Raw genomic sequence first — 18849 nt, 5'->3', positions numbered from 1 at the left:
CCGCAGCCGGCCCGAACGGCGCGGCGCGCGCCGCCGGATAAATAATTATAGCATGTTCACCGGGCCTGCGGCAGGTCCGGCCGCTCCCGGGTAAGGAGATACACGTCTCCGATCCTGGTGTGCCTGTCATAGCTGTTGGGCTCCCGGATCCGCAGGACTATGCTCTGCCACTCTCCCCCGAGAGGCGTCACGGCCACGCAGCGGGTATTGTCCCGCCAGCCCCCTATGGGGACCTCCCGGCCCTCCGGGTCCACTCCATAGAGCTCCGCAGCCCGGGTCAGGTAGCCGTCGCCGTCGGGAGCCGCGTTGATGAGGACGGCGTATTCTATGGCCCGGGGCCTGTCAAAGTCAAACCTTATCCAGGTGCCTTCCTCCTGCTCCGAGGCGTAAAACTTCAGGGGAAAGCCGTCCGTCAGCTCCGCCGTCCCCTGCCCCTCCACGTATCGGGAAGAAGCGGTCACCCGGGCCTCCCGGGCGCAGTCCGTCAGACCCGTCTCCTCCAAAAAGCCCCAGCTGCCGAAAAAGGCGGCGTCACCCTGCCTGCCGGCGGCAGCCCAAAGGGCGCCCGCCTGGGAATAGGCCCCGTACACCCGGGCCTCCCGCAGCAGGGAGAGGCCCAGCAGCGAGTTGAACAGCTCCAGAGTGAGCCTGCCCGGCCCCTCCGCCCGTATTGCGTCGCCGAAGCCCCACACGGCCGTATTGACACAGCGGGCGCTGCCCTCAAAGTCCGGGCCGCAGGCTATGCTGCGGGACTCCCGGTTGACGTAGAGGGGATTGTCCGGGTCCAGGGGCCTGTATTCGGTCTTGCCCTGCACCGTGGGGACCGGGGCGGACAGGGTGTTGATGAGCAGGCTGCGGGAATCCCCCTCCGCATTGATGCCGGACACAGTGCCGTCGGAGCCGTGGTTGATGACCACGCCCCTGAAGCCCTCCTTCAGGGTGAGCCCCCTGCGGCTGAAGACGCTGAAGGTGGAGCGTATATATTCCCGGGAGCATTTGCCGAACACGTAGCTCTCCGACTCCCTGCGCATGGCGTTGTTCACGTCGTGCATATCCCCCAGGAGCCGGGGGCCCTCAAAGGGCAGATCTCCGTCGTTCCTGTCCCAGTAATGGACGGCCAGATGGCAGTTTTCCACCACTCCGCCCCGGGGGGCGTGGTCCACGAATACGCCCCGCCTGCGGCAGCAGCCCACCACTCCGGAGATAAGGTGTCCGGAGACGTCGCCGGCAGAAGCGAAGTCCAGCCCCTGCCAGGAGTTGCCCAGAGACACGTCCCGCACCTGACAGTTCTTGCCCAGAGCCCTCACGGTCCAGGGAAAGGGAGTCGCCCTGTCAAACCGGGCCCGGGGATACCAAAAGCCCACTCCCCTCAGGGAGGAGCCCTCTTCAAGGCTCACCAGAGCCCCCTCTTCGGAGCCCGGGGCTGTGCCGGCCAGGATGCAGCTGGCGGGCACCATGGTGTGGGGAGGCCCTTCGCCTATACCCCTCAGCTCCGCGCCGGAGGGCACGGTCAGGGGAGCGGTGATCAGGTAGCGTCCGGCGGGGACGTAGGCGGTGCCTCCCGCCTTCCCCGCCGCCTCAAGGGCGGCCGCAAAGGCCCGGGTGTCGTCGGTCTTCCCATCCCCCTTAGCTCCGAAGGCCCGGACGCTGAACACCCGGGAGGAACGGGGCCGGAAAAGAGGCGGTCTTTTGTAAGAGGCGGACACCGCGTCGGTCCTGTCCGCCTTTCCTGCGCGGGCTTCGCCGGTGTAACGGAGCCCGGGAGAAGCCGCCAGATTGTCCCGGCCGGGGGCAAAGGCCACACTTCTGCCCGCCTTTTGGGAGCAGTTTATGACCGCCGAGTCCCCCGAAGCGAGGGTCACGTCGCCGGTGAGGGAGCAATTCATCATGGACACGGCGGCCAGACAGCCCTCCTCCGCCTCCACCCTGCCCAGACGGCAGCTGTGGAACATAAAGGGGCCCCGGCCGCAGCCGGCAGAGAGCCTCACCCCGGCAGCGCCGGGCCTGTCAAGAGAGGTGAATTCGCAGTCCGTGATGCACCAGCCGTATATTGCCACGTTGTCCGCCAGCAGGCCCACCCGGCCGCCCCGGACCCGGACCCTGCACAGCTGACCGTTGGGGCACCCGAAGCCGTTCTGCACAAAATGGAGCCCCACTCCGTAACCCTCTATGTCGGCTTCGTATATGGGCAGCCAGTCAAAGAGCCCGGACACGAAGGCCTCGCCGTTGTCGTAGAGATATTGGCGGAGCGCCTTTTTGGCCCTGCCGGTCGCGGGGGCCCCGGGGAGGCCGCTCTGCTCCCAGTATCGGGGGCCGAAGGACAGGTATTCGAAGCGGGTGATGTCCAGACACAGATTGATCCACAGGCCGTATTTCAGGGGACAGCCGCACAGGTCCGAATAAAAGGCCACGTTGTAGCCCTCCCCGTCGTCCGCCCCGTTGGACAGGGCCTTGTAGCTGTTGACAAAGGTCACCCGGCGCACCGTGTAGCCGCAGGAGCCCCTGTCTGTGGCCGCCACGGTCCAGGGATATGGGGTAATATGCTCCGGATCCTGCTCCGGATACCACAGGCTCAGGTCCGTCAGCCCGGACACCTTTTCCATGGTGACAAAGGCGGGGCCCTCCTCCGAGCCCCGGCCGGCGTATATGGCAAACACGGTGCCCTGCACCCTGCCGCCGGTCTTCCGGGGGCTGGGCCGGTCGCCCCGTAGGGTGACCCCCTTCCTGAGCCTCAGGCTGCCCTCAAAGCGGTAGGTGCCCGCCGGGCACCATATGACCCCGCCTCCCGCCTCGGCGGCCCGGTCTATGAGGCCCTGAAGGGCGGCGGTGGCGTCGGTCCGGCCGGAGACGTCCGCCTGCAATACGTATTCGCATATGGCCCTGTCCTCTCCGGGCCAGCGCTGCTTCACTGCCTCAGGCTCCGCCCACAGAGGCGCAGCCCACAGCAATACGCAGAGTAAAAGGAGAGCTCTCACACACTACCTCACAACAGACAGATCCGCTACAAAGCCCTTCGGGCTCTATAGCGGATCCCATTTGCCAATAATTAAAACCTCTTGACAGACACCAGCTTGCTGAAGGTCCTGGGGACGAACAGCTCGTCGCAGCTGACTCCGTGCTTGGAGGCGTTGCAGTGGATATAGTAGCCGTTGCCCACGTATATCCCCGTATGATCTATGTAGGAGTTCTTGTATCTGAAATACAGCCTGTCTCCCACCACCATATGCTCTATGTCCTTGGGCACGTCGGTGCCCACGTTGGCCTGCTCTCTGGCGGTGCGGGGCAGAGTGATGCCCATGCGCTTGAAAATCTCCCGCACAAAGGCGGAGCAGTCCATGCCCGCGTTGATGGAGGTGCCTCCGAACACGTAGGGGGTCTTGCTGAAAGCCATGCTGTGGGTGATGATCTCGGAAAAGGGTATCTTGCCCGAGTCGTAGCCCATGATCTTCGAAGGCAGATAGGTGCGCTTCGCAAACACCTCTATGGGCACTCTCCTCACGGCGGCGTCCAGTATCCAGCCCGTGGTGCCGTCCTCCAGCAGGACTCCGGTGTAGCCGGCCTTCTGCGCCTGTATGATGACGGTCTCGTTGGCAGGCACCACCCCTCTGGAGACGGCCTTTTCGGAAGGGGTCTTGCGGATGGTGGCAAAGTCGGTGATTATCACCCCGTAATCCCCTATCTTTTCTTTTCCGTCGGAGGAATGGGCGCGGGAAGACACGGACGGAGTCTGTCTGGGCGCCTCTTTTTCCTCGCCCAGCAACACCGTGATCTCGGTCACCGGCTCGCAAAGGACCGGCGCCGCCGCCAGACACACAAGTATCAGGTATATGATTTTTCTGATCATCATGACCTCTGTTCTTTGCCCATACGGATGCATGCGCAACTATAGGTTATTTCTATTATAACATATAAAAAGCCCCGGTGCAACAAAAAAACCTGCCGGAGCAGGCTTTTTTCTCGCAAGCGGGTCACATGACCGCGTTCATCTCTTCCGACTGGGCCGCCGAAGCGTTTACCACCTCCGGGTCCTTGAAGGTGGGGACCACCTGTCTCAGGGCCTTTTTGGCCAGACGGTTGTCCTCGCCTGCCACCGCGTCCCGCAGGATCTGCAGCTTCGCCTCGATCTCCGGGTAGGGAAGAGGAGTGTCTCTCTCTATGAATATGAGAGAATTGTCGGTCTTGTCCATATCCTCGTTCTTGATCAGCAGCTCTTCATACAGCTTTTCGCCGGGCCGGAGGCCTGTCTCCACTATGTCCACGTCATAGTAGGGCTCCTTGCCGGAGAGCCTGATCATATTTTCCGCCATATCCAGTATCCTGACCGGCTTGCCCATATCCAGCACGAACAGCTCGCCGTTGTGAGCCATGGGGCCGGACTGCAGCACCAGCTGGCTGGCCTCGGGGATGGTCATAAAATATCTGATGATGCGCTTGTCCGTCAGGGTGATGGGGCCTCCCTTGGCTATCTGCCTCTTGAAGAGAGGTATCACCGAGCCGGCGCTGCCCAGCACGTTGCCGAAGCGGGTGCAGGAAAAGATGGTGCCCGTGTTCTCCAGGCTGCGGCTCTGGACTATCATCTCGCACATGCGCTTGGTGGCTCCCATGACGTTGGTGGGGTTCACCGCCTTGTCCGTGGAGATCATGATGAAGCGCCGGGCGCCGTATTTGACCGCCATATCCACAGTGTTGAGGGTGCCGAACACGTTGTTCTTGACAGCCTCGCAGCAGTTGTGCTCCATCAGGGGCACGTGCTTGTGGGCGGCGGCGTTGAGCACTATGTCGGGCCGGTGGGTCTCGAAGACCTTTTCCAGGCCGCTCCTGTCGCACACGGACAGTATCTCCAGCCGCAGGTCCAGAGCGTCGCCGTAGGCTATCTTCAGCTCCTGCTCTATGTCGTAGGCGCCGTTTTCATAGACGTCCAGTATCACCAGCCGCCTGGGATTCATGCCGGCTATCTGACGGCACAGCTCGCTGCCTATGGAGCCGCCGCCTCCGGTGACCAGTATCACCTTGTCCCTGTAGTAGGCCACCGTCTTTTCGTCGGACAGCTCTATGGGCTTGCGGAACAGCAGCTCCTCTATGTCAAACTCTCTGAGGGTCCTCTTGGTCTCGCCGGCCTGCCGCATGTTGGGATAGTCGTATATCTTCACCTTGCAGCCGGTCTTTTTGTAGTATTCGTAGAGCCTGCGCTTTTCGTCCGCCTCCATGGCGGGCAGGGCAAACACCACTTCCTGTATGTCCGTCTGATTGAGAAAGTCCAGAGTGGCCTCGTTTTCCCCCACGATGGAGATGCCGTAGAGCTGGCGGCCCACCTTCTCGGGGTCCTTGTCTATGAAGAGGCTGGGCTTGTAGTTGGCGTAGGGGTTGTTCAGGAGTTCGTTGGCCAGGCTGGCGCCTGTTCTGCCGGCGCCCACCACCGCTATCTTGATGGTATGTCTGGAGTTCTGCAGGCTGCTCGGCTGATTCACGTTCAGGCGGCCTATGATACGCAGCAGGGTGCGGAAGCGCTCCGCCTTGACGCTGTCGCTGGAGCTGGAATGGTAGGCGTACTGATAGGCCAGACGCATGACTATGCTGAAGATCAGGTTGAGGGAAATGATGGCTATGATGCCCGCGTAGGTGGCAGGCTTCTGATTGAAGTCCTGCAATATGTAGCCGGAGACCGCGTCGGTCATCAGCAGCAGCGCCAGGGCCGTCACGTCGCTGATGATCAGCCTGCCGTAGGACAGAGTGCTGCCGTAGCGCCAGACCTGCCTGTATATCTTCCAGGATATACGGCAGCCGAACACAAACACCGCCCCCGCCGACAAGAGCAGCAGGGTCTCCTTCACGCTGCATTTGTCGTGCCAGTACAAAAAGGTCACGGCAAAAAACAGATAGGCGAGAAAGTCATACACCATCAGCCTCACCACGTTGTTGTGGGAGGTCTTGGTTTTTGATAACGCTTGTGTAATATCCTTGTCTTCCATAGTATCGATCACACGTTCAGTGCTCAAAAAGGCATATCAGATCCCTGACGGAGTCCAGCACGTAGTCCGGCCGCAGGTCCGCATGCTCAATATCTTCGAGGGTGGCCTCGCCGGACAGCACGCACACCGTGTCCACTCCGGCGTTCACGCCGGCGGCTATATCCGTGTACAGCCTGTCCCCCACCACCAGAGTCTCCTCCGGCAGGGCGCCGTATTTTTCCATGGCGATGCGTATCATGTCCGGCCTGGGCTTGCCTATGTAATAAGGCTTGCGCCCGGTGGCGTTTTCCAGACCCACGCACATGCTGCCGCAGTCCGGCACGCTGCCGAATTCCACGGGACACACCAGGTCCGGATTGGTGGCGTAAAAGGGCGTGCCGAGAGCCAGCATCTTCACCGTGTTTACCAGCTTCTCAAAGGTCAGCTCCGTGTCAAAGCCCACCAGCACGGCCTCCGCTTCGGAGCAGGGCTCCGTCACTACCCGGATGCCCGCCTCCCTGAGCTGCCCGATCATGGAACGGGTGCCCTGGGCGTATATGAGGCCCCCGGGGTGCCTGTCCGCAAGGAGCAGCGCCGCCGCGTCCACGGAGGTAAAAAAATCCTCCTTCGAGGCTTCTATCCCCATGGAGGCCAGCCTGGCCACGTAGTCCGCGGGGCTCCGGGACGAATTGTTGGTGATAAATACGTATCTGCCCCGGGCCTTTATCCCCGAGAGGAACCCGCGGGTCCCGTCAAAGACCCTGTCTCCCAGATACAGAGTGCCGTCCATATCCAGCAGATACAGGGTTTTCCCCCGGAGCCGGGCGTAATCCCGGCCAAATACGTCTTTCATATCAGCCTTGTTCGCAGCATATACACTCTAACTATATCATAAGACGGCGATTCTGTCAAAAAAGTTTCCCGGACGCCTGCTCCGGGAGCGGGACCTCATTTGGTCCCGGCCCCGTACTTTTGCCTCACCGGCTCCAGATCCAGCCACCCGCCGATCCTGGCGTCCCATTCAGGAGGATCGAAGGGTTCCGAGCCTCCGGCGGGATAAAAGGTGATCTCTCCGAAATACACCCTGCCGTCCGCTTGGTAAAAGTCTATCCTGGCGTGGGGCAGGTCCCGGGACAGAGCCTCCGCCAGCTTCTTCATCTCCTCAAAGGCGGCGGGCTTTTCGGGAGGCTCCGGGGAATTGGGGTGGCCCCGGCGCATATCCAGCCGCCGGAAATCCATGTCAAAATAATCAAAGACGGGCCCCCGGTCCCTGTCCTGCCTTCCGGAAGCCAGCAGCATCATGCGGGGGACGCCTCCGAAACAGAAGAACTTGTAATCCTTCAGCTCTCCCGCAGCGGTATCCTCCAGATATTCCTCGCAAATGATACAGGGAACTATGTCCTTGTATGCCCATTCCCTGTCAAAGTAAAAGGGGTTGCGCTCCAGCCTCTCCGCCAGACGCCGGCAGGCCTTGGCAGCGTCAAAGGAGGCTTTGTTCCGACAGATCACCACCGAGTTGGAATCGTGACTGCACTTCAGCACGAACCTGTCCGGCAGGCTGTCAAAATCTATATCCCCGGGCCGGTCCCATTTGCCCAGCAGGGATATCAGGTATTCCGGGCCGATCCTGTCTGCCACGTATTCCCGTACCGCGTATTTGTCCGCCAGCACCGTATAGAGGGGATCCCTGTCATGGAGCTTCAGCCACTGGATCTTTTCGGAATAAGTCTGCGGGCTCTCCAGGTTCGGCCAATAGCCCATTTTGGCCCGAAACCTCAGGCGCAGGTAAGTCCTGTCATCCACAAAGTTCAGAAAGCCCCGGTTTCCCAGGGAACGCACCGCCCTCCAGGGGTCGCCCAGGAGTTTCGACAGCTTGTTCATCGTCACAGTCCTTCCGTCAAAAACTCTTCCCACTCGGCGCCTATCCTGTCCGGCGCGAACCTGTCGGTGATGAGGGCCGCGTTGGCCCCCAGGGTCCGGGCCAGCTCCGGGTCCGAGAGTATGCCGGTCACAGCCTCCGCCAGGGCCCGGGCGTCTCCCCGGGGAGTGATGAGCCCGTCCACGCCGTCCCTTATCAGGACCCGCGCCCCTCCCGGGGAGCAGTCGGTGACGGCGCAGGGCAGCCCCGCTGCCATGGCTTCTATGAGGGTGTTGGGGATGCCTTCGAAGTCCGAGGACATGACGAAGACCTTCCCTGCGGCCAGCGCCCGGGCCAGGTCGGGCTCAAAGCCCGCAAAGTCCACGCTGCCCTCTATGCCCAGCTTCTCCGCCAGACGCCTGATCCGGGGCATATCCGGTCCGTCGCCGTAGAGGGTGAGCCTTTCCTCCGGAAAGGTCTTCAGCACGAGGGCGAAGGCCCGGAGCAGCAGGTCCAGCCTTTTCTGCCGGTTGTCGAACCTGCCGGCCCACACCAGAGTCCCGGGCCGGTCCTCTTTGGCAGGGGCGGGAGGGACGCTGACAGGGTTGGGTATCACCCTGCTGCGGGGGAGAGCAAGGCCCCGGAAGCAGTCTCTGGCCCCCTCCGTCTGGAACACCACTCCGTCGGACAGGAGGGTAAGTCTTTTTCTGATGAAGGCGCTCAGGGGGCCTCCCCTGTCCGGGTCGGCCCTTTCGGAGCAATACACTCTGAGGCCGCAGAAGCCCTTGACCAGGAGCAGCAGGAGCCCGGCAGTGTCCATAAAGGTGAGGCACAGGTCGGGACGCGTCTCCCTCAGGACCTGCAGCAGCCGCTTCTCGGCTCTCCAGAGCCCCACAGTCTTCCGGACCAGAGGGTTCCCGCTCTGCCGTATATCCAGAGCCTTCAGCCGGACCTCCGGAGGCACCGGCAGGCTGTCGGGGCAGTCATACAGGGACACCAGTGTCACGTCATGACCCCTCCTGGTGAGATACTCGGCCAGCCACACCATGATCTTCGGAGCCCCGGACCGGGAAAGCCTGTGTATGATGAGAGCCGCTTTCATAGGTCTTCCGTGTGTCTCTTCTGCACTATCCTGGAGCCCGGAGGCCAGCTGCCCTTTACTATGCTGCCGGCGGCCACTATGCAGTTGTCGCCCAGAGTGGCGCCCTTCAGTATCACCGTGTTGGCGCCTATCCAGCAGCGCTTGCCGATGGTGACGGGGGCGCAGGCGTATTCCCTCTCGGAGACCCCCTCCTCCGTGTATTTGTGGTCGTGGTCGTATATCTGCACGTAGGGGGATATGAGAGTGCCCTCGCCCACGGTGATCCCGCAGCGGGCCGCCAGTATGCTGCCGGGGCCCACGTACACGTCCTTCTCCAGAGTCAGCCGGGCTCCCCGGCGGGCCTTCAGGGACGCTCTTTCCCTGATCCGCACGTTGCGGCCTATCTCCACCAGCGAGCCGGGGTCCAGCTCCAGGTCCGCGCCGCCGAAAATGGCTGCGCGCATATTCACGGTCCAGCCCTTTACGGGCAGGGCCGCGATGCCGAAAGCCCCGCCTCGCGCGCAGGCCAGGGCTCCCTTCAGATATCTGTTCATACGTCAGTCCGTAATACCGATTTTTTAGCTTGTTCCACTAAGATTTTACTATACGCGCAGCCGGGATGTCAAACCCGGAGAGGCCCCGGCTTTGTTGCAATAAATACTTTTTTGTAGTATAATATTTTGTGAGTTATCAACACATACACGGTCCGGCCGTTATTCGGAGCACGCCTTGAAAAAGATACTTCTGCTATCCAACGACTTCATGTCTCTCAACTTCCGCAAGGAGCTGGTGATGCGCTTGCTGAAGGAGGGGCACGAAGTGTATGTCTCCATGCTGGAGGCGGAAGAAAACCAGCCCTATGAAGAAATGGGCTGCCGGGTGATCCCCGCCCCCATAGACAGACGGGGCATCAACCCTCTCAAGGACTTCAGACTCTACAGGCATTACAGGCAGATCATCCGTCAGATACGGCCCGACATCATCTTCTCCTACACCATCAAGCCCAATATTTACGGCTCCCTCGCGTCCCGGTCCTTCGGCTGTCCCCAGATATGCAACATCACGGGCACCGGCGGCGTATTCCTCAAAAAAAGCCTTATCAGCGAGCTGTGCAAGGTGCTGTACCGGCTGTCGGTGAAGCGAGCCTACAAGGTGTTTTTTCAGAACGCCGACGACAAGGAGTTTTTTCTCGCCAACAGCCTCGTCAAGGACAACTATACCGTCATCCCCGGCTCGGGCTGCAACCTCAGGGAGCATTTTTACGTGAGGATGCCCAAGACCGAGCGCATCCGGTTTCTCTACATAGGCCGCATCCTGGCCCTGAAGGGCATAGACGAATACCTGAAGGCGGCCAAATCCATCAAGAGCAAGTATCCCAGGACCCAGTTCTACATAGCGGGCTATTTCGTGGAGCCCCAGTACCGTCAGATAGTGCAGGAATACGAGCAGGACGGCATAGTCAAGCACCTGGGCTTCAGCAACGACATAGACAGAGAGATCCGCAAAAGCCACTGCATAGTCCTCCCCTCCAAGGGAGGCGAGGGCATACCCAACGCCCTGCTGGAGGGCGCCGCCACGGGCAGGGCCTGCATAGGCTCCAACACCCCGGGCACCAGGAGCGTCATAGACGACAACGTCACCGGCTTTTTGTTCCAGCCGGAGAACCATCAGGATCTGGTGAACAAGATGGAGCGGTTCCTGAAGATGTCCTACGAAGAAAAGCTGCAGATGGGCATCAACGGCAGGCACAAGGTGGAGCAGGAGTTTGACCGGGAGCAGATAGTCAACATCTACATGAGCGAGCTGGAACGCATACCATGACTGTCTTCATGGCCACCGACTTCCGCATAGGGCGCTATGAGGGCAGATATTATTTCAGGAGCAAATACTATCACATAGTCAGGCGCTACTATGAGGCCTTCGGTCCCATAGTATTGTTTACCCGCATCCAGGAGGCCGGCTCCCTGCCTCCGGGCAGCGACGGCACGGATATGCTGGAAAACGTGGTGCCCATAGGCTCCCTGACGCAGGTGCTCGCCGGCCGCTATCGCCGGCAGATAAGGTCGGCCATGGCAGGCTGCAGCCTGGCAGTGTGCCGGTTCCCCTCGGTGCCCGCCTACGCCGCCGCAGCGGCTGCGGTAGGCGCGGGGATACCCGTGTTTGCGGAATGCATGGGCGACGCCTGGGACGCCAGCTGGAATCACGGCTTGTCCGGCAAGCTGCTGGCCCCCTACTATCATCTGTCCATGAAAAAATGGGTCCGCCGGGCAGACTACGCTCTCTACGTCACAGAGAGCACCCTCCAGAAACGATATCCCTGCCCCCGCAGGTCCGCGGCGGCGTCCAACGTCTCCCTTCCGGACAGAGACGGCCGGGACCTGCTCCGCAGCAGGCTGAGCCGCGCAGACCGCATGGACCCGTCCCGTCCCGTGCTCCTGTCCGCAGGAGCCCCGGACAACCCTTCCAAGGGCTATGACACGGTGATCCGGGCCCTGCCACTGCTGAAGGCGGCAGGCATAGACGCCCGCTACAGGATAGCCGGCCCCGGCAGCGGAGACCGTCTGACCGCTCTGGCCAAAAGCCTGGGAGCGGAGGACCGGTTGGAGCTGCTGGGAGAGCTGACCCCCGGGGAAATGGAGGCAGCCATGGAGGAGGCGGACATATATCTGCAGCCCAGTCTGCAGGAAGGTCTGCCCAGAGCGGTGATAGAGGCCATGGCCACGGGCTGCCCCTGCATAGGCAGCCGGGCCGGAGGGATCCCAGAGCTCATACCGGAAAAATATCTCATCGCAAAACGCGACCCCGCAGACCTGTGCCGGAAGGTGGTCCTGCTGTGCAGCAGGGACGAGCTGAAACGGGCAGCGGAAGACAGCTACGCCCGCTCGGCGCGCTACGCCCGCGGGATACCGGACCGGACGCGCAGCGCCTATTTTGATTACGTCAAGGCATCTCTTGACAGGAACGACCGATGATATACGTATTTTTACTGTGCTACATACCCATGCTGATCACCCAGCTGGCGGACTTCTGCATACCCGCAGGTCTGCTGCTGGGGGTCCTGTCCGTCTATTGTCTTTTCAGACAGAGGAGCCGGCTGCCCCTCAACGAAAAGATATTGGCGGGCGAGCTGATACTGCTGCCCCTTTTGTGCGGCCTGTATCTCCTGCTGGGCTTTTCCGACGACGGCTTCAGATACGTGGGCCAGACAGCCATCTTTTCCATAGGCGCCCTGTCCTCCCTGGCAGTGCTCTATTTCTTCCCCCGCAAGGAAAGACGGGATCTCTTCGTAGGCATATGCGTCATATTCCTGCTGAACCTGCTCTTCATGGCCTTTCTGGGCAAGAACGCTCTGGACGAGAATGACACCAACCTGGCCAACCATATCACCGGCGCTCCCTACTGCAACTCCATCATGATCTTTTCGGGCATTTGCTTTGCCCTGGGGCTCCAGGCCACCGGGCGCATGGCAAAGCTCCTGCTGTTCGGGGTGAGCCTGCTGTCCTTCGCGGTGATCACCGTCATACTCCAGAGGGCCATCAACGCCATTCTGTGCCTCTTCATGCTGCTGCTTCTGGCCATATTTTCCTCCAGATACCGCAAGCTCATACTGGCCGCTCTGGTACTCTTTGTTCTGGTATTCGTCCTGTCGGGAGCCGTGCCCGCCTGCATCAAGGCCGTCTGCTCCCTGTTCCCCGGGGACAGGCTCGCCAACCGCCTGAAGAGCATCGCGGACCTGATGACCACCGGTGAGATGAGCAGCCTCTCCAAATCCATATTGCTGAGATTTGCCTTCCTGCAGAACAGCATCAACACCTGGCTCACGGACTCCACCACCTTTATCATAGGCTACGGCTCCCATTCCAAAAACTACAGCGTCATCAGCGGCCACAGCGACATACTGGACACCTTTGCCAAATACGGTCTGGTGGGCGGCCTGCTGCTGGTGGACATCCTCCGCCGGAGCATCATAGTCATCCTGCGCAAGCACACCCGCATACAGAAGTACTACACGGGCATCATCATAGCCTTTGTGATACTCTGGGGCGTCCTGGGCGGCATCTTCCGGGCCTACACCGCCGTGATGCTGTTCGTAGCCCTGCCCATATCCGCCCAATACGCCCAGCTGCTGGCCGGATACCGGCCCAAGCCCTCGGGCATATACGCCTTTGCCCGCCGGCTCCTGACCAAAAACATGTTTTCCGTGGCCGAGAGAGACATACACCAGTCCTCCCGGCTGGTGGCCCGCAAACACCGCAGGGACAAAAAATGATAGTGGGCGTATGCGGCTTCGGCAACACGGGCTCCAGCGCCGTAAGCGACTATCTGAAGGAGTTTGAGGACCTCTGCGTGCTGGACAACCTGGAGTTCGGCATCATATGCGAGCCGGACGGTCTGGCGGATCTGGCGGAGCGGCTGCTCCGGCCGAAGATGCGCAATCTGGACTCGGCGGTGGCCCTCCTGAGATATGAGCGCAAATGCCGGGACTTTGCCGCAGCCTGCCGCATCCGGGGCGGCGACGGCGACCGCATACTCCGGTCCCTGAGCGCCTTTCTGGACTCGGTCACCCAGGCCCGTTGGTATTGGCGGGACAGGTCGGAGCCTCAGGCAGGCTTCGTGAACACCTTTCTGAAGCGGCGCCTCTTCGCCAGACGCATCATCCCCCTGGCAGAACGGCTCACGGGCAGGCCCTGGACCGGCTGGCCCCGGATAAGGGTGGGCATGTCCGTGATGCCCGACAACTTTTACGAAGCGGCCTGCGAGCACGTCCGGGATATGATCGAAGCCCTGGGGGGCAGCCCGGACCGGACCGTGGTGCTGGACCAGCCCTTCGGAGCCAACGATCCCCGGGCGGGCTTTCCCTTTTTCCGGGATCCCCGGGCCATAGTCTCCGACAGGGACCCCAGAGACCTCTACGTCTTTGCCCTGACAGCCCTCCGCCGCTCCAACAGCTACATGCCTCTGGAAAGCCCCGCAGACTTTATCACCTATTACAGAGCCCTGCGGCAGCATCAGCCCTATCTCACCGGCGAGGGGATACTGAGGGTGCGGTTTGAGGACATGGTATATGATTATGAGGCGACCACTGCCCGCATCAGGGACTTTCTGGGCCTAGGGGAGGACCCCCGCCCCGGCCTCTGGTTCGACCCGGCCAGGTCCGTCCACAACACCCGGGTCTTCACACGGTTCCCCCAATACGCCGACGCGGTCAGAGAGATAGAGGAGGCCCTGCCCGAGTATCTCTTTGACTTTGACAGCTATCCCCCGCCGGAAGGCCGGGGCCCCATGTTCACCGGCCGGACAGGCCGGGCCACCTGACTGCGCCATGGACATCCGAGAGGCTGTGGAATACTATTCCTCCCTGGCCGTGTTCGGCATCAGGCCGGGTCTTGCCCGCACTGCCCGGGCCCTGGAGCTGCTGGGGCTCCCCCGGGCCGGCAGGCTCATACACGTGGCCGGCACCAACGGCAAGGGCAGCGTCACAGCCTTTGCCGCCTCCATCCTCACCGAGGCCGGCTATCGAGCCGGCTCCTACACCTCCCCCTACGTATTCAGAGTCAACGAGCGCATAGGCATAGGCAGGGACTATATCTCCGACGAGGATTTTGGCCTCTGCGCAGACAAGGTGCGGGAGGTCAACGGCCGTTTGGCCGGGCTCGGCTATGAGTCCCTGACGGAATTCGAAGCCAAGACCGTGGCGGCCTTCGTCTATTTTGCCCTGCAGAAGACGGACGCAGTCGTCATAGAGTGCGGCATGGGAGGCAGGAGCGACGCCACCAACGTCATCACCCCCGACTGCAGCGTCATAGTGTCCGTGGGCCCGGACCATATGGAATGGCTGGGCAGCACCCTGCGGGAGATAGCCCGGGAAAAGGCCGGCATCATCAAGCCCGGGGTCCCCTGCGTCACAGGCGCCGACGGAGAAGCCCTGGAGGAGATCGACCGGCAGGCGGCCCTCGCAGGCTCCCGGGTCTATGCCCTTGGGCGGGACTTCACGGTCACAGGCTCCGGTCCCTGGGACCTGGAGTCGGAAGTCCTGACCCTCAGAGGCTATGCCCCCACCCTCCGGGGGACCTTTCAGCCGGTGAACGCGGCCATAGCCGCTCTGGCGGCGTCCCTCACCGCAAGCGTGACTGAGGACGCCCTGAGGCGGGGCATTGCCCGGGCCTTTCTGCCGGGCCGGTTTCAGCAGATCGGCTCCCGGCCCGGCGTCTATCTGGACGGAGCCCACAACGGACCCGCCGCCCGGGCTCTGGCCGCCACTCTCGCAGAGCTCCGGTATCCGAAGCTGGTGCTGGTCATCGGCATGCTCTCGAACCACGATCCGGACCCGGTGGTCCGGGCCCTGGCGCCCCTGTGCGCCGAAGCGGTAGTCACCCGTTCCTCCTCCCCCAGAGCCCTGCCGGCGGAGGAGCTGGCCCGGACGGTGGAGCGCTATCTGCCCTGCCGGCAGGTCCCGGAGGTCAACGCGGCCCTGGCCGAGGCCCGGGCTCTGGCGGGGCCGGAGGGAGCCGTGATAGTCACGGGCTCCTTTTACACCATAGGAGAAGTCAGAACATGAGCCACACACAGGACAACGGCGGCAGCCGCACGATATTTGATCAGACAATGGACGACCTGGCCGCAGCCATCAGGACTGCCAACGCCCGGGGAGAGAACCTGTTTGACTGTCCGAGCCACCGGATCATCATCCCCTCCAGGATCAACCGCACCTTCATAGACCTGGCGCTGGCCCGCCGGGGCCTGGCCGTTACGGGCGTGGGCTACGACACCCTGGACTGGTCGGTGCTCAGGCTGGCCAAGGCTCTGGAAGCCGAGAACATAGAGGACAATCTCACCCGGAGAGACGTGTTTGCCCATCTGCTGATGCTCCTCCGGCCGGACAGGATCGACAGGCTTTTCGAAGGCGTGGACGGCGCCGGCGAGGCAAAGCAGCTCCTGAAGGCTTATATGACCGGTGACGAGCAGGGCTCCGCCAGGTATTCTCTCGCCCACGTCCTCAGCGGCATATTCGTCAGATACGCCGAGGAAGCCCCGGGGCTCCTGTCGCAGTGGCAGGAGAGCAGCTTTCACAGCGACAACCCCATAGAGGTCATAGAGGCCTGCCTCTACCGGCAGCTGCTGGAGCTCGGCACCCTGCCCGCAGCCCTCACCTTCGGCAAGGAGCTGCCGGCAGAGGTCGCCGGATCCGAAGACCCGGTCCCGGACACCCACATACTGGGCTACGGCTATATACCCTCCACCGTGCTGGGGCAGCTGAACGCCCTGGGCCAGAAGGCCAGCATCACCCTCTATCACGAGGCTCTGCCGGAGCTGCACGAGGATACGTCCCGGCCCGATGACGACTGCGCTCTCCTGCAGGGCTGGAACAAGGTGATCGCCGGGGAGAAGGCCAACACAGAGGAATATATGAGCGGCGCAAAGCACCTGCATATAGTCAGCGTATCCGACGGCAGGTTCGGAGACGAGAGCGACCCGAAGCAGGTCATCTCCCGGAGCTTCGGGGTCACGGACGGGGATATCCGGGACAAGGTCAGGGTCATCCCCTGCCCCGGCCCTGAGAGAGAGGCGGAGGCCGTGTGGACCTGCGTGTGCAATGACCTGAAGGCGAAGGACAAGGACGGCCATCACCTGTATTCTCCCGAGGACATATGCGTCCTGGTCTGCGACCCCAACAAATACTATCCCCACATGGAGCGGGTGTTCGGCCGCAAGGAGAAGACCGAGGTAAAACCCGACGAAAATACTTGCGAGAAAACCGACGAAAAAACCAAAGCGAAGACCCTGTCCGTCCCCTTCAATCTCACCTGTGTCCGCCCGGGCCCCGGCAGCAGCTATCTGGAGGGAGTCAAGGCTCTCTTTGACCTGATGGGCTCCCGCATGGAGCGCTTTCGCATAGAGAAGCTCTTTACGAACCCCTGTTTTCTGAACCGGCAGGGTCTGGAATACGGGGACGTGACGGACTGGCTCGGCAGGATGGAGGCCAATGGAGTCTGGGAGTTCTTTGACGCAGCCCACAAGGGGGACGACGGCGACCTCCTGCACACCTGGAAGCACTCCGGCCGGCGCTACAGGCTGGCAAAGGCCACCCGGGAAAGCCGGGACGGTCTGACGCCTCCGGAGGATATCCTGCACACCGGGAGAGATGCGGCGCTGCTGTCCCTCGCCGAGCCTCTGTGGCAGGAGCTCTGCGCACTGGCGGCTCTTGACCGCGAGGACCGGAGCGCCATGAGAGACGAAAACAAGATCCGTGAGGCCATCGACCGGGTCTTTGAGGGCGTCCTGACCCTGCTCGAGCACTGGCTGGCGCCGGACAAAAAAGAAGCGGGCATGGCGCGCTACGTGGCCGACAGGCTGAACAAATTCCGGACCCAGTGCATCCAACGAAACTACGTGCCCTATCTCCGGGACCTGCGCTATTTTCTGGAGATCACCGCAGAGCCCATGCAGTTCGAGCACGGGCAGCCCTTCATCGGGGGAGTCATGACCGGACACATAAAAAATATCACCTTTCCCGATTTCAGGATCCTGTATCTCATGGGCTTCAACGAGGACAATTTTCCCGGGACGGAGGTCCCGTCCTCTCTGGACCTGACCGGCGGCAAGCGGGAGATAGTCACGCAGACGGACCTGAACCGCTTCGCCTTCCTGCGGGCGGTGCTCTGGGCAGCGGACAAGGTGTACATCACCTACGACTGCAAGGACCGGGTCAAGAACGCGGAGCGCTTCCCCTCCTCCTGCGTCACGGATCTGGAAAAGCTGCTGGGTATCAGTGAAGAGCAGCCCCTGTCCCTCTTTGCCAGGACCGACCTCGTGAAATATGGGAAAGACGCTCCCGAGCGGGAATGGACCGTCCCCTATCACGGAGAGGACCTGGAGGAGGCCCGGGCTCTGTCGGGCGTAGTTGCCAAAAAACCCGGAGTCAACACAGATACATATAGCAGCGCCATCAATGACACCGCCGGGCTGACCACAGGCCTGATCAGAGAATTTTTGCTGGACCCGGGGGACTTTTATCTCAGGCGCCTGCTGGGCCTCGGCGATTTTGACAGGGACCCGGACCACAGTGACTTTATCCCTCCCGCCACTCCCTCCAAGGCTAAATGGCAGTATCAGAGGCCCGCATATCTGGCCTATGCCACAGCCGGCGGCGACAAAGATGAGGCGGCAGGCTCCTATGACAGCGAATTCAGGCAGCAGGGCAAGGCTCCCGAGGGGCCCCTGGCCGACATAGAAAAGGCCCTGCTCCGGGAGGACAAGGCCTTCGAGCAGATAGCCAAATACGGCGGCAGCGCCCAAAAGGCGCCTCTGAAGCCGGAGCTCTTTTCGGAGCAGACCGGCAAGACCTATACCGTCACCGGCGAGACCCACGTATTTGAGTCCGAAGACATGATACGGGTCTTTATTCCCAAGAAGATCGAAGAGCTCCGGAACCGCATCGAAGCCTACGTGGCCGGCGCGGTATATCTGCTGAGCCGGGATGACTCTCTCCCGTTTCTACCCGTGCATATATGCGGCGCGGATAAGGAATACGCGCTGTGCGAGACTTGCGAGCAAACAGATCAGATAAAGCGCTGGCTTACCGGCGTATGCGACGCTGTGACCGAGCTCGACAGCTTTTATTCCGCCCCTGCGGAGATAATAATTGTAAAAGAAGTCAAAGCAAAGACAGACGAGCTGCCAGAACACCTTCGGAACAAATATTACGGCATCTTCCCCACACTGGAAAAGCCGGACGAAGACAAGGAGCTCGACAGGAAGGTAAACGAGCTGACGGCGCTGTTTGAGGAAAAATGCCGGGCGGATCTGAACAAAGACAAGAACCCCGATCACTACTGGCACTATCTGCTGAAGGAGCATCCGGACAGGCTGGTCATCCCCGGCGCAGAGGAGCTGAAGGCGGCAGCGGAGCGGCTCCGGCCCATATCGGAATTGAAGGAGTACAAATCCAAATAAAAAAAGCG

13 protein-coding genes are annotated in these 18849 nt (G+C 61.5%); 6 read left to right on the top strand and 7 right to left on the bottom strand.

From position 1 onward, the window contains the following. Positions 1–56: 56 nt before the first annotated feature. From IK083_04380 to IK083_04350, 7 genes are all read right to left on the bottom strand, one after another. Positions 57–2975, bottom strand: coding sequence for a hypothetical protein (locus IK083_04380; GenBank protein ID MBR4748794.1), 2919 nt, complete (start codon positions 2973–2975; stop codon positions 57–59). A 71-nt stretch (positions 2976–3046) separates the two neighbouring features. Continuing rightward, entirely contained in the window at positions 3047–3847 is an 801-nt protein-coding gene (locus IK083_04375) for a C40 family peptidase (protein ID MBR4748793.1), read from the bottom strand. 121 nt (positions 3848–3968) lie between these two features. Then, positions 3969–5567: a polysaccharide biosynthesis protein gene (locus IK083_04370; protein ID MBR4748792.1), complete on the bottom strand. Its 1599-nt coding sequence runs from the start codon at positions 5565–5567 to the stop codon at positions 3969–3971. 418 nt (positions 5568–5985) lie between these two features. Next, the gene (locus IK083_04365; GenBank protein ID MBR4748791.1) at positions 5986–6801 is read right to left on the bottom strand and encodes an HAD-IIA family hydrolase; all 816 of its coding nucleotides are present in this window, start codon (positions 6799–6801) and stop codon (positions 5986–5988) included. A gap of 95 nt (positions 6802–6896) precedes the next feature. Further along, the gene (locus tag IK083_04360; protein MBR4748790.1) at positions 6897–7829 is read right to left on the bottom strand and encodes a glycosyl transferase; all 933 of its coding nucleotides are present in this window, start codon (positions 7827–7829) and stop codon (positions 6897–6899) included. Between the two features lie 2 nt (positions 7830–7831). Next, positions 7832–8908 carry a glycosyltransferase gene (locus IK083_04355; GenBank protein ID MBR4748789.1) on the bottom strand — a complete coding sequence of 359 codons (1077 nt, stop codon included), beginning with the start codon at positions 8906–8908 and terminating at the stop codon, positions 7832–7834. Then, positions 8905–9441 (bottom strand): acyltransferase, encoded by a 537-nt coding sequence (locus tag IK083_04350; GenBank protein ID MBR4748788.1) that lies wholly within the window; start codon positions 9439–9441, stop codon positions 8905–8907. The genes IK083_04355 and IK083_04350 overlap by 4 nt, the downstream gene beginning before the upstream one ends. Before the next feature lie 208 nt (positions 9442–9649). Between IK083_04350 and IK083_04345 the strand changes: the two genes are divergently transcribed. The 6 genes from IK083_04345 to IK083_04320 are packed head-to-tail and all read left to right on the top strand — an operon-like array spanning position 9650 to position 18841. Further along, positions 9650–10708: a glycosyltransferase family 4 protein gene (locus IK083_04345; GenBank protein ID MBR4748787.1), complete on the top strand. Its 1059-nt coding sequence runs from the start codon at positions 9650–9652 to the stop codon at positions 10706–10708. Then, positions 10705–11859 (top strand): glycosyltransferase, encoded by a 1155-nt coding sequence (locus tag IK083_04340; protein MBR4748786.1) that lies wholly within the window; start codon positions 10705–10707, stop codon positions 11857–11859. The genes IK083_04345 and IK083_04340 overlap by 4 nt, the downstream gene beginning before the upstream one ends. Then, positions 11856–13157 carry a hypothetical protein gene (locus tag IK083_04335; protein ID MBR4748785.1) on the top strand — a complete coding sequence of 434 codons (1302 nt, stop codon included), beginning with the start codon at positions 11856–11858 and terminating at the stop codon, positions 13155–13157. Before IK083_04340 ends, IK083_04335 begins: the two co-directional genes overlap by 4 nt. Continuing rightward, entirely contained in the window at positions 13154–14203 is a 1050-nt protein-coding gene (locus tag IK083_04330; protein MBR4748784.1) for a hypothetical protein, read from the top strand. Before IK083_04335 ends, IK083_04330 begins: the two co-directional genes overlap by 4 nt. A gap of 7 nt (positions 14204–14210) precedes the next feature. Then, positions 14211–15446 (top strand): bifunctional folylpolyglutamate synthase/dihydrofolate synthase, encoded by a 1236-nt coding sequence (locus tag IK083_04325; protein MBR4748783.1) that lies wholly within the window; start codon positions 14211–14213, stop codon positions 15444–15446. Continuing rightward, entirely contained in the window at positions 15443–18841 is a 3399-nt protein-coding gene (locus IK083_04320) for an exodeoxyribonuclease V subunit gamma (GenBank protein ID MBR4748782.1), read from the top strand. The genes IK083_04325 and IK083_04320 overlap by 4 nt, the downstream gene beginning before the upstream one ends. Positions 18842–18849 lie beyond the last annotated feature (8 nt).

It is taken from the genome of Abditibacteriota bacterium (genome assembly GCA_017552965.1).
Taxonomy (GTDB): domain Bacteria; phylum Armatimonadota; class UBA5829; order UBA5829; family UBA5829; genus RGIG7931.
Note: the sequence above shows the minus strand (reverse complement) of the source record. Positions and strands in the feature narration are given on the sequence as shown.

Bases quoted from the DNA above. Each gene is read 5' to 3' on its own strand.
- IK083_04375 (MBR4748793.1), bottom strand. From the start codon at position 3,847: ATGATGATCAGAAAAATCATATACCTGATACTTGTGTGTCTGGCGGCG.
- IK083_04370 (MBR4748792.1), bottom strand. From the start codon at position 5,567: ATGCGTCTGGCCTATCAGTACGCCTACCATTCCAGCTCCAGCGACAGC.
- IK083_04365 (MBR4748791.1), bottom strand. From the start codon at position 6,801: ATGAAAGACGTATTTGGCCGGGATTACGCCCGGCTCCGGGGGAAAACC.
- IK083_04360 (MBR4748790.1), bottom strand. From the start codon at position 7,829: ATGAACAAGCTGTCGAAACTCCTGGGCGACCCCTGGAGGGCGGTGCGT.
- IK083_04355 (MBR4748789.1), bottom strand. From the start codon at position 8,908: ATGAAAGCGGCTCTCATCATACACAGGCTTTCCCGGTCCGGGGCTCCG.
- IK083_04350 (MBR4748788.1), bottom strand. From the start codon at position 9,441: ATGAACAGATATCTGAAGGGAGCCCTGGCCTGCGCGCGAGGCGGGGCT.
- IK083_04345 (MBR4748787.1), top strand. From the start codon at position 9,650: ATGTCTCTCAACTTCCGCAAGGAGCTGGTGATGCGCTTGCTGAAGGAG.
- IK083_04340 (MBR4748786.1), top strand. From the start codon at position 10,705: ATGACTGTCTTCATGGCCACCGACTTCCGCATAGGGCGCTATGAGGGC.
- IK083_04335 (MBR4748785.1), top strand. From the start codon at position 11,856: ATGATATACGTATTTTTACTGTGCTACATACCCATGCTGATCACCCAG.
- IK083_04330 (MBR4748784.1), top strand. From the start codon at position 13,154: ATGATAGTGGGCGTATGCGGCTTCGGCAACACGGGCTCCAGCGCCGTA.
- IK083_04325 (MBR4748783.1), top strand. From the start codon at position 14,211: ATGGACATCCGAGAGGCTGTGGAATACTATTCCTCCCTGGCCGTGTTC.
- IK083_04320 (MBR4748782.1), top strand. From the start codon at position 15,443: ATGAGCCACACACAGGACAACGGCGGCAGCCGCACGATATTTGATCAG.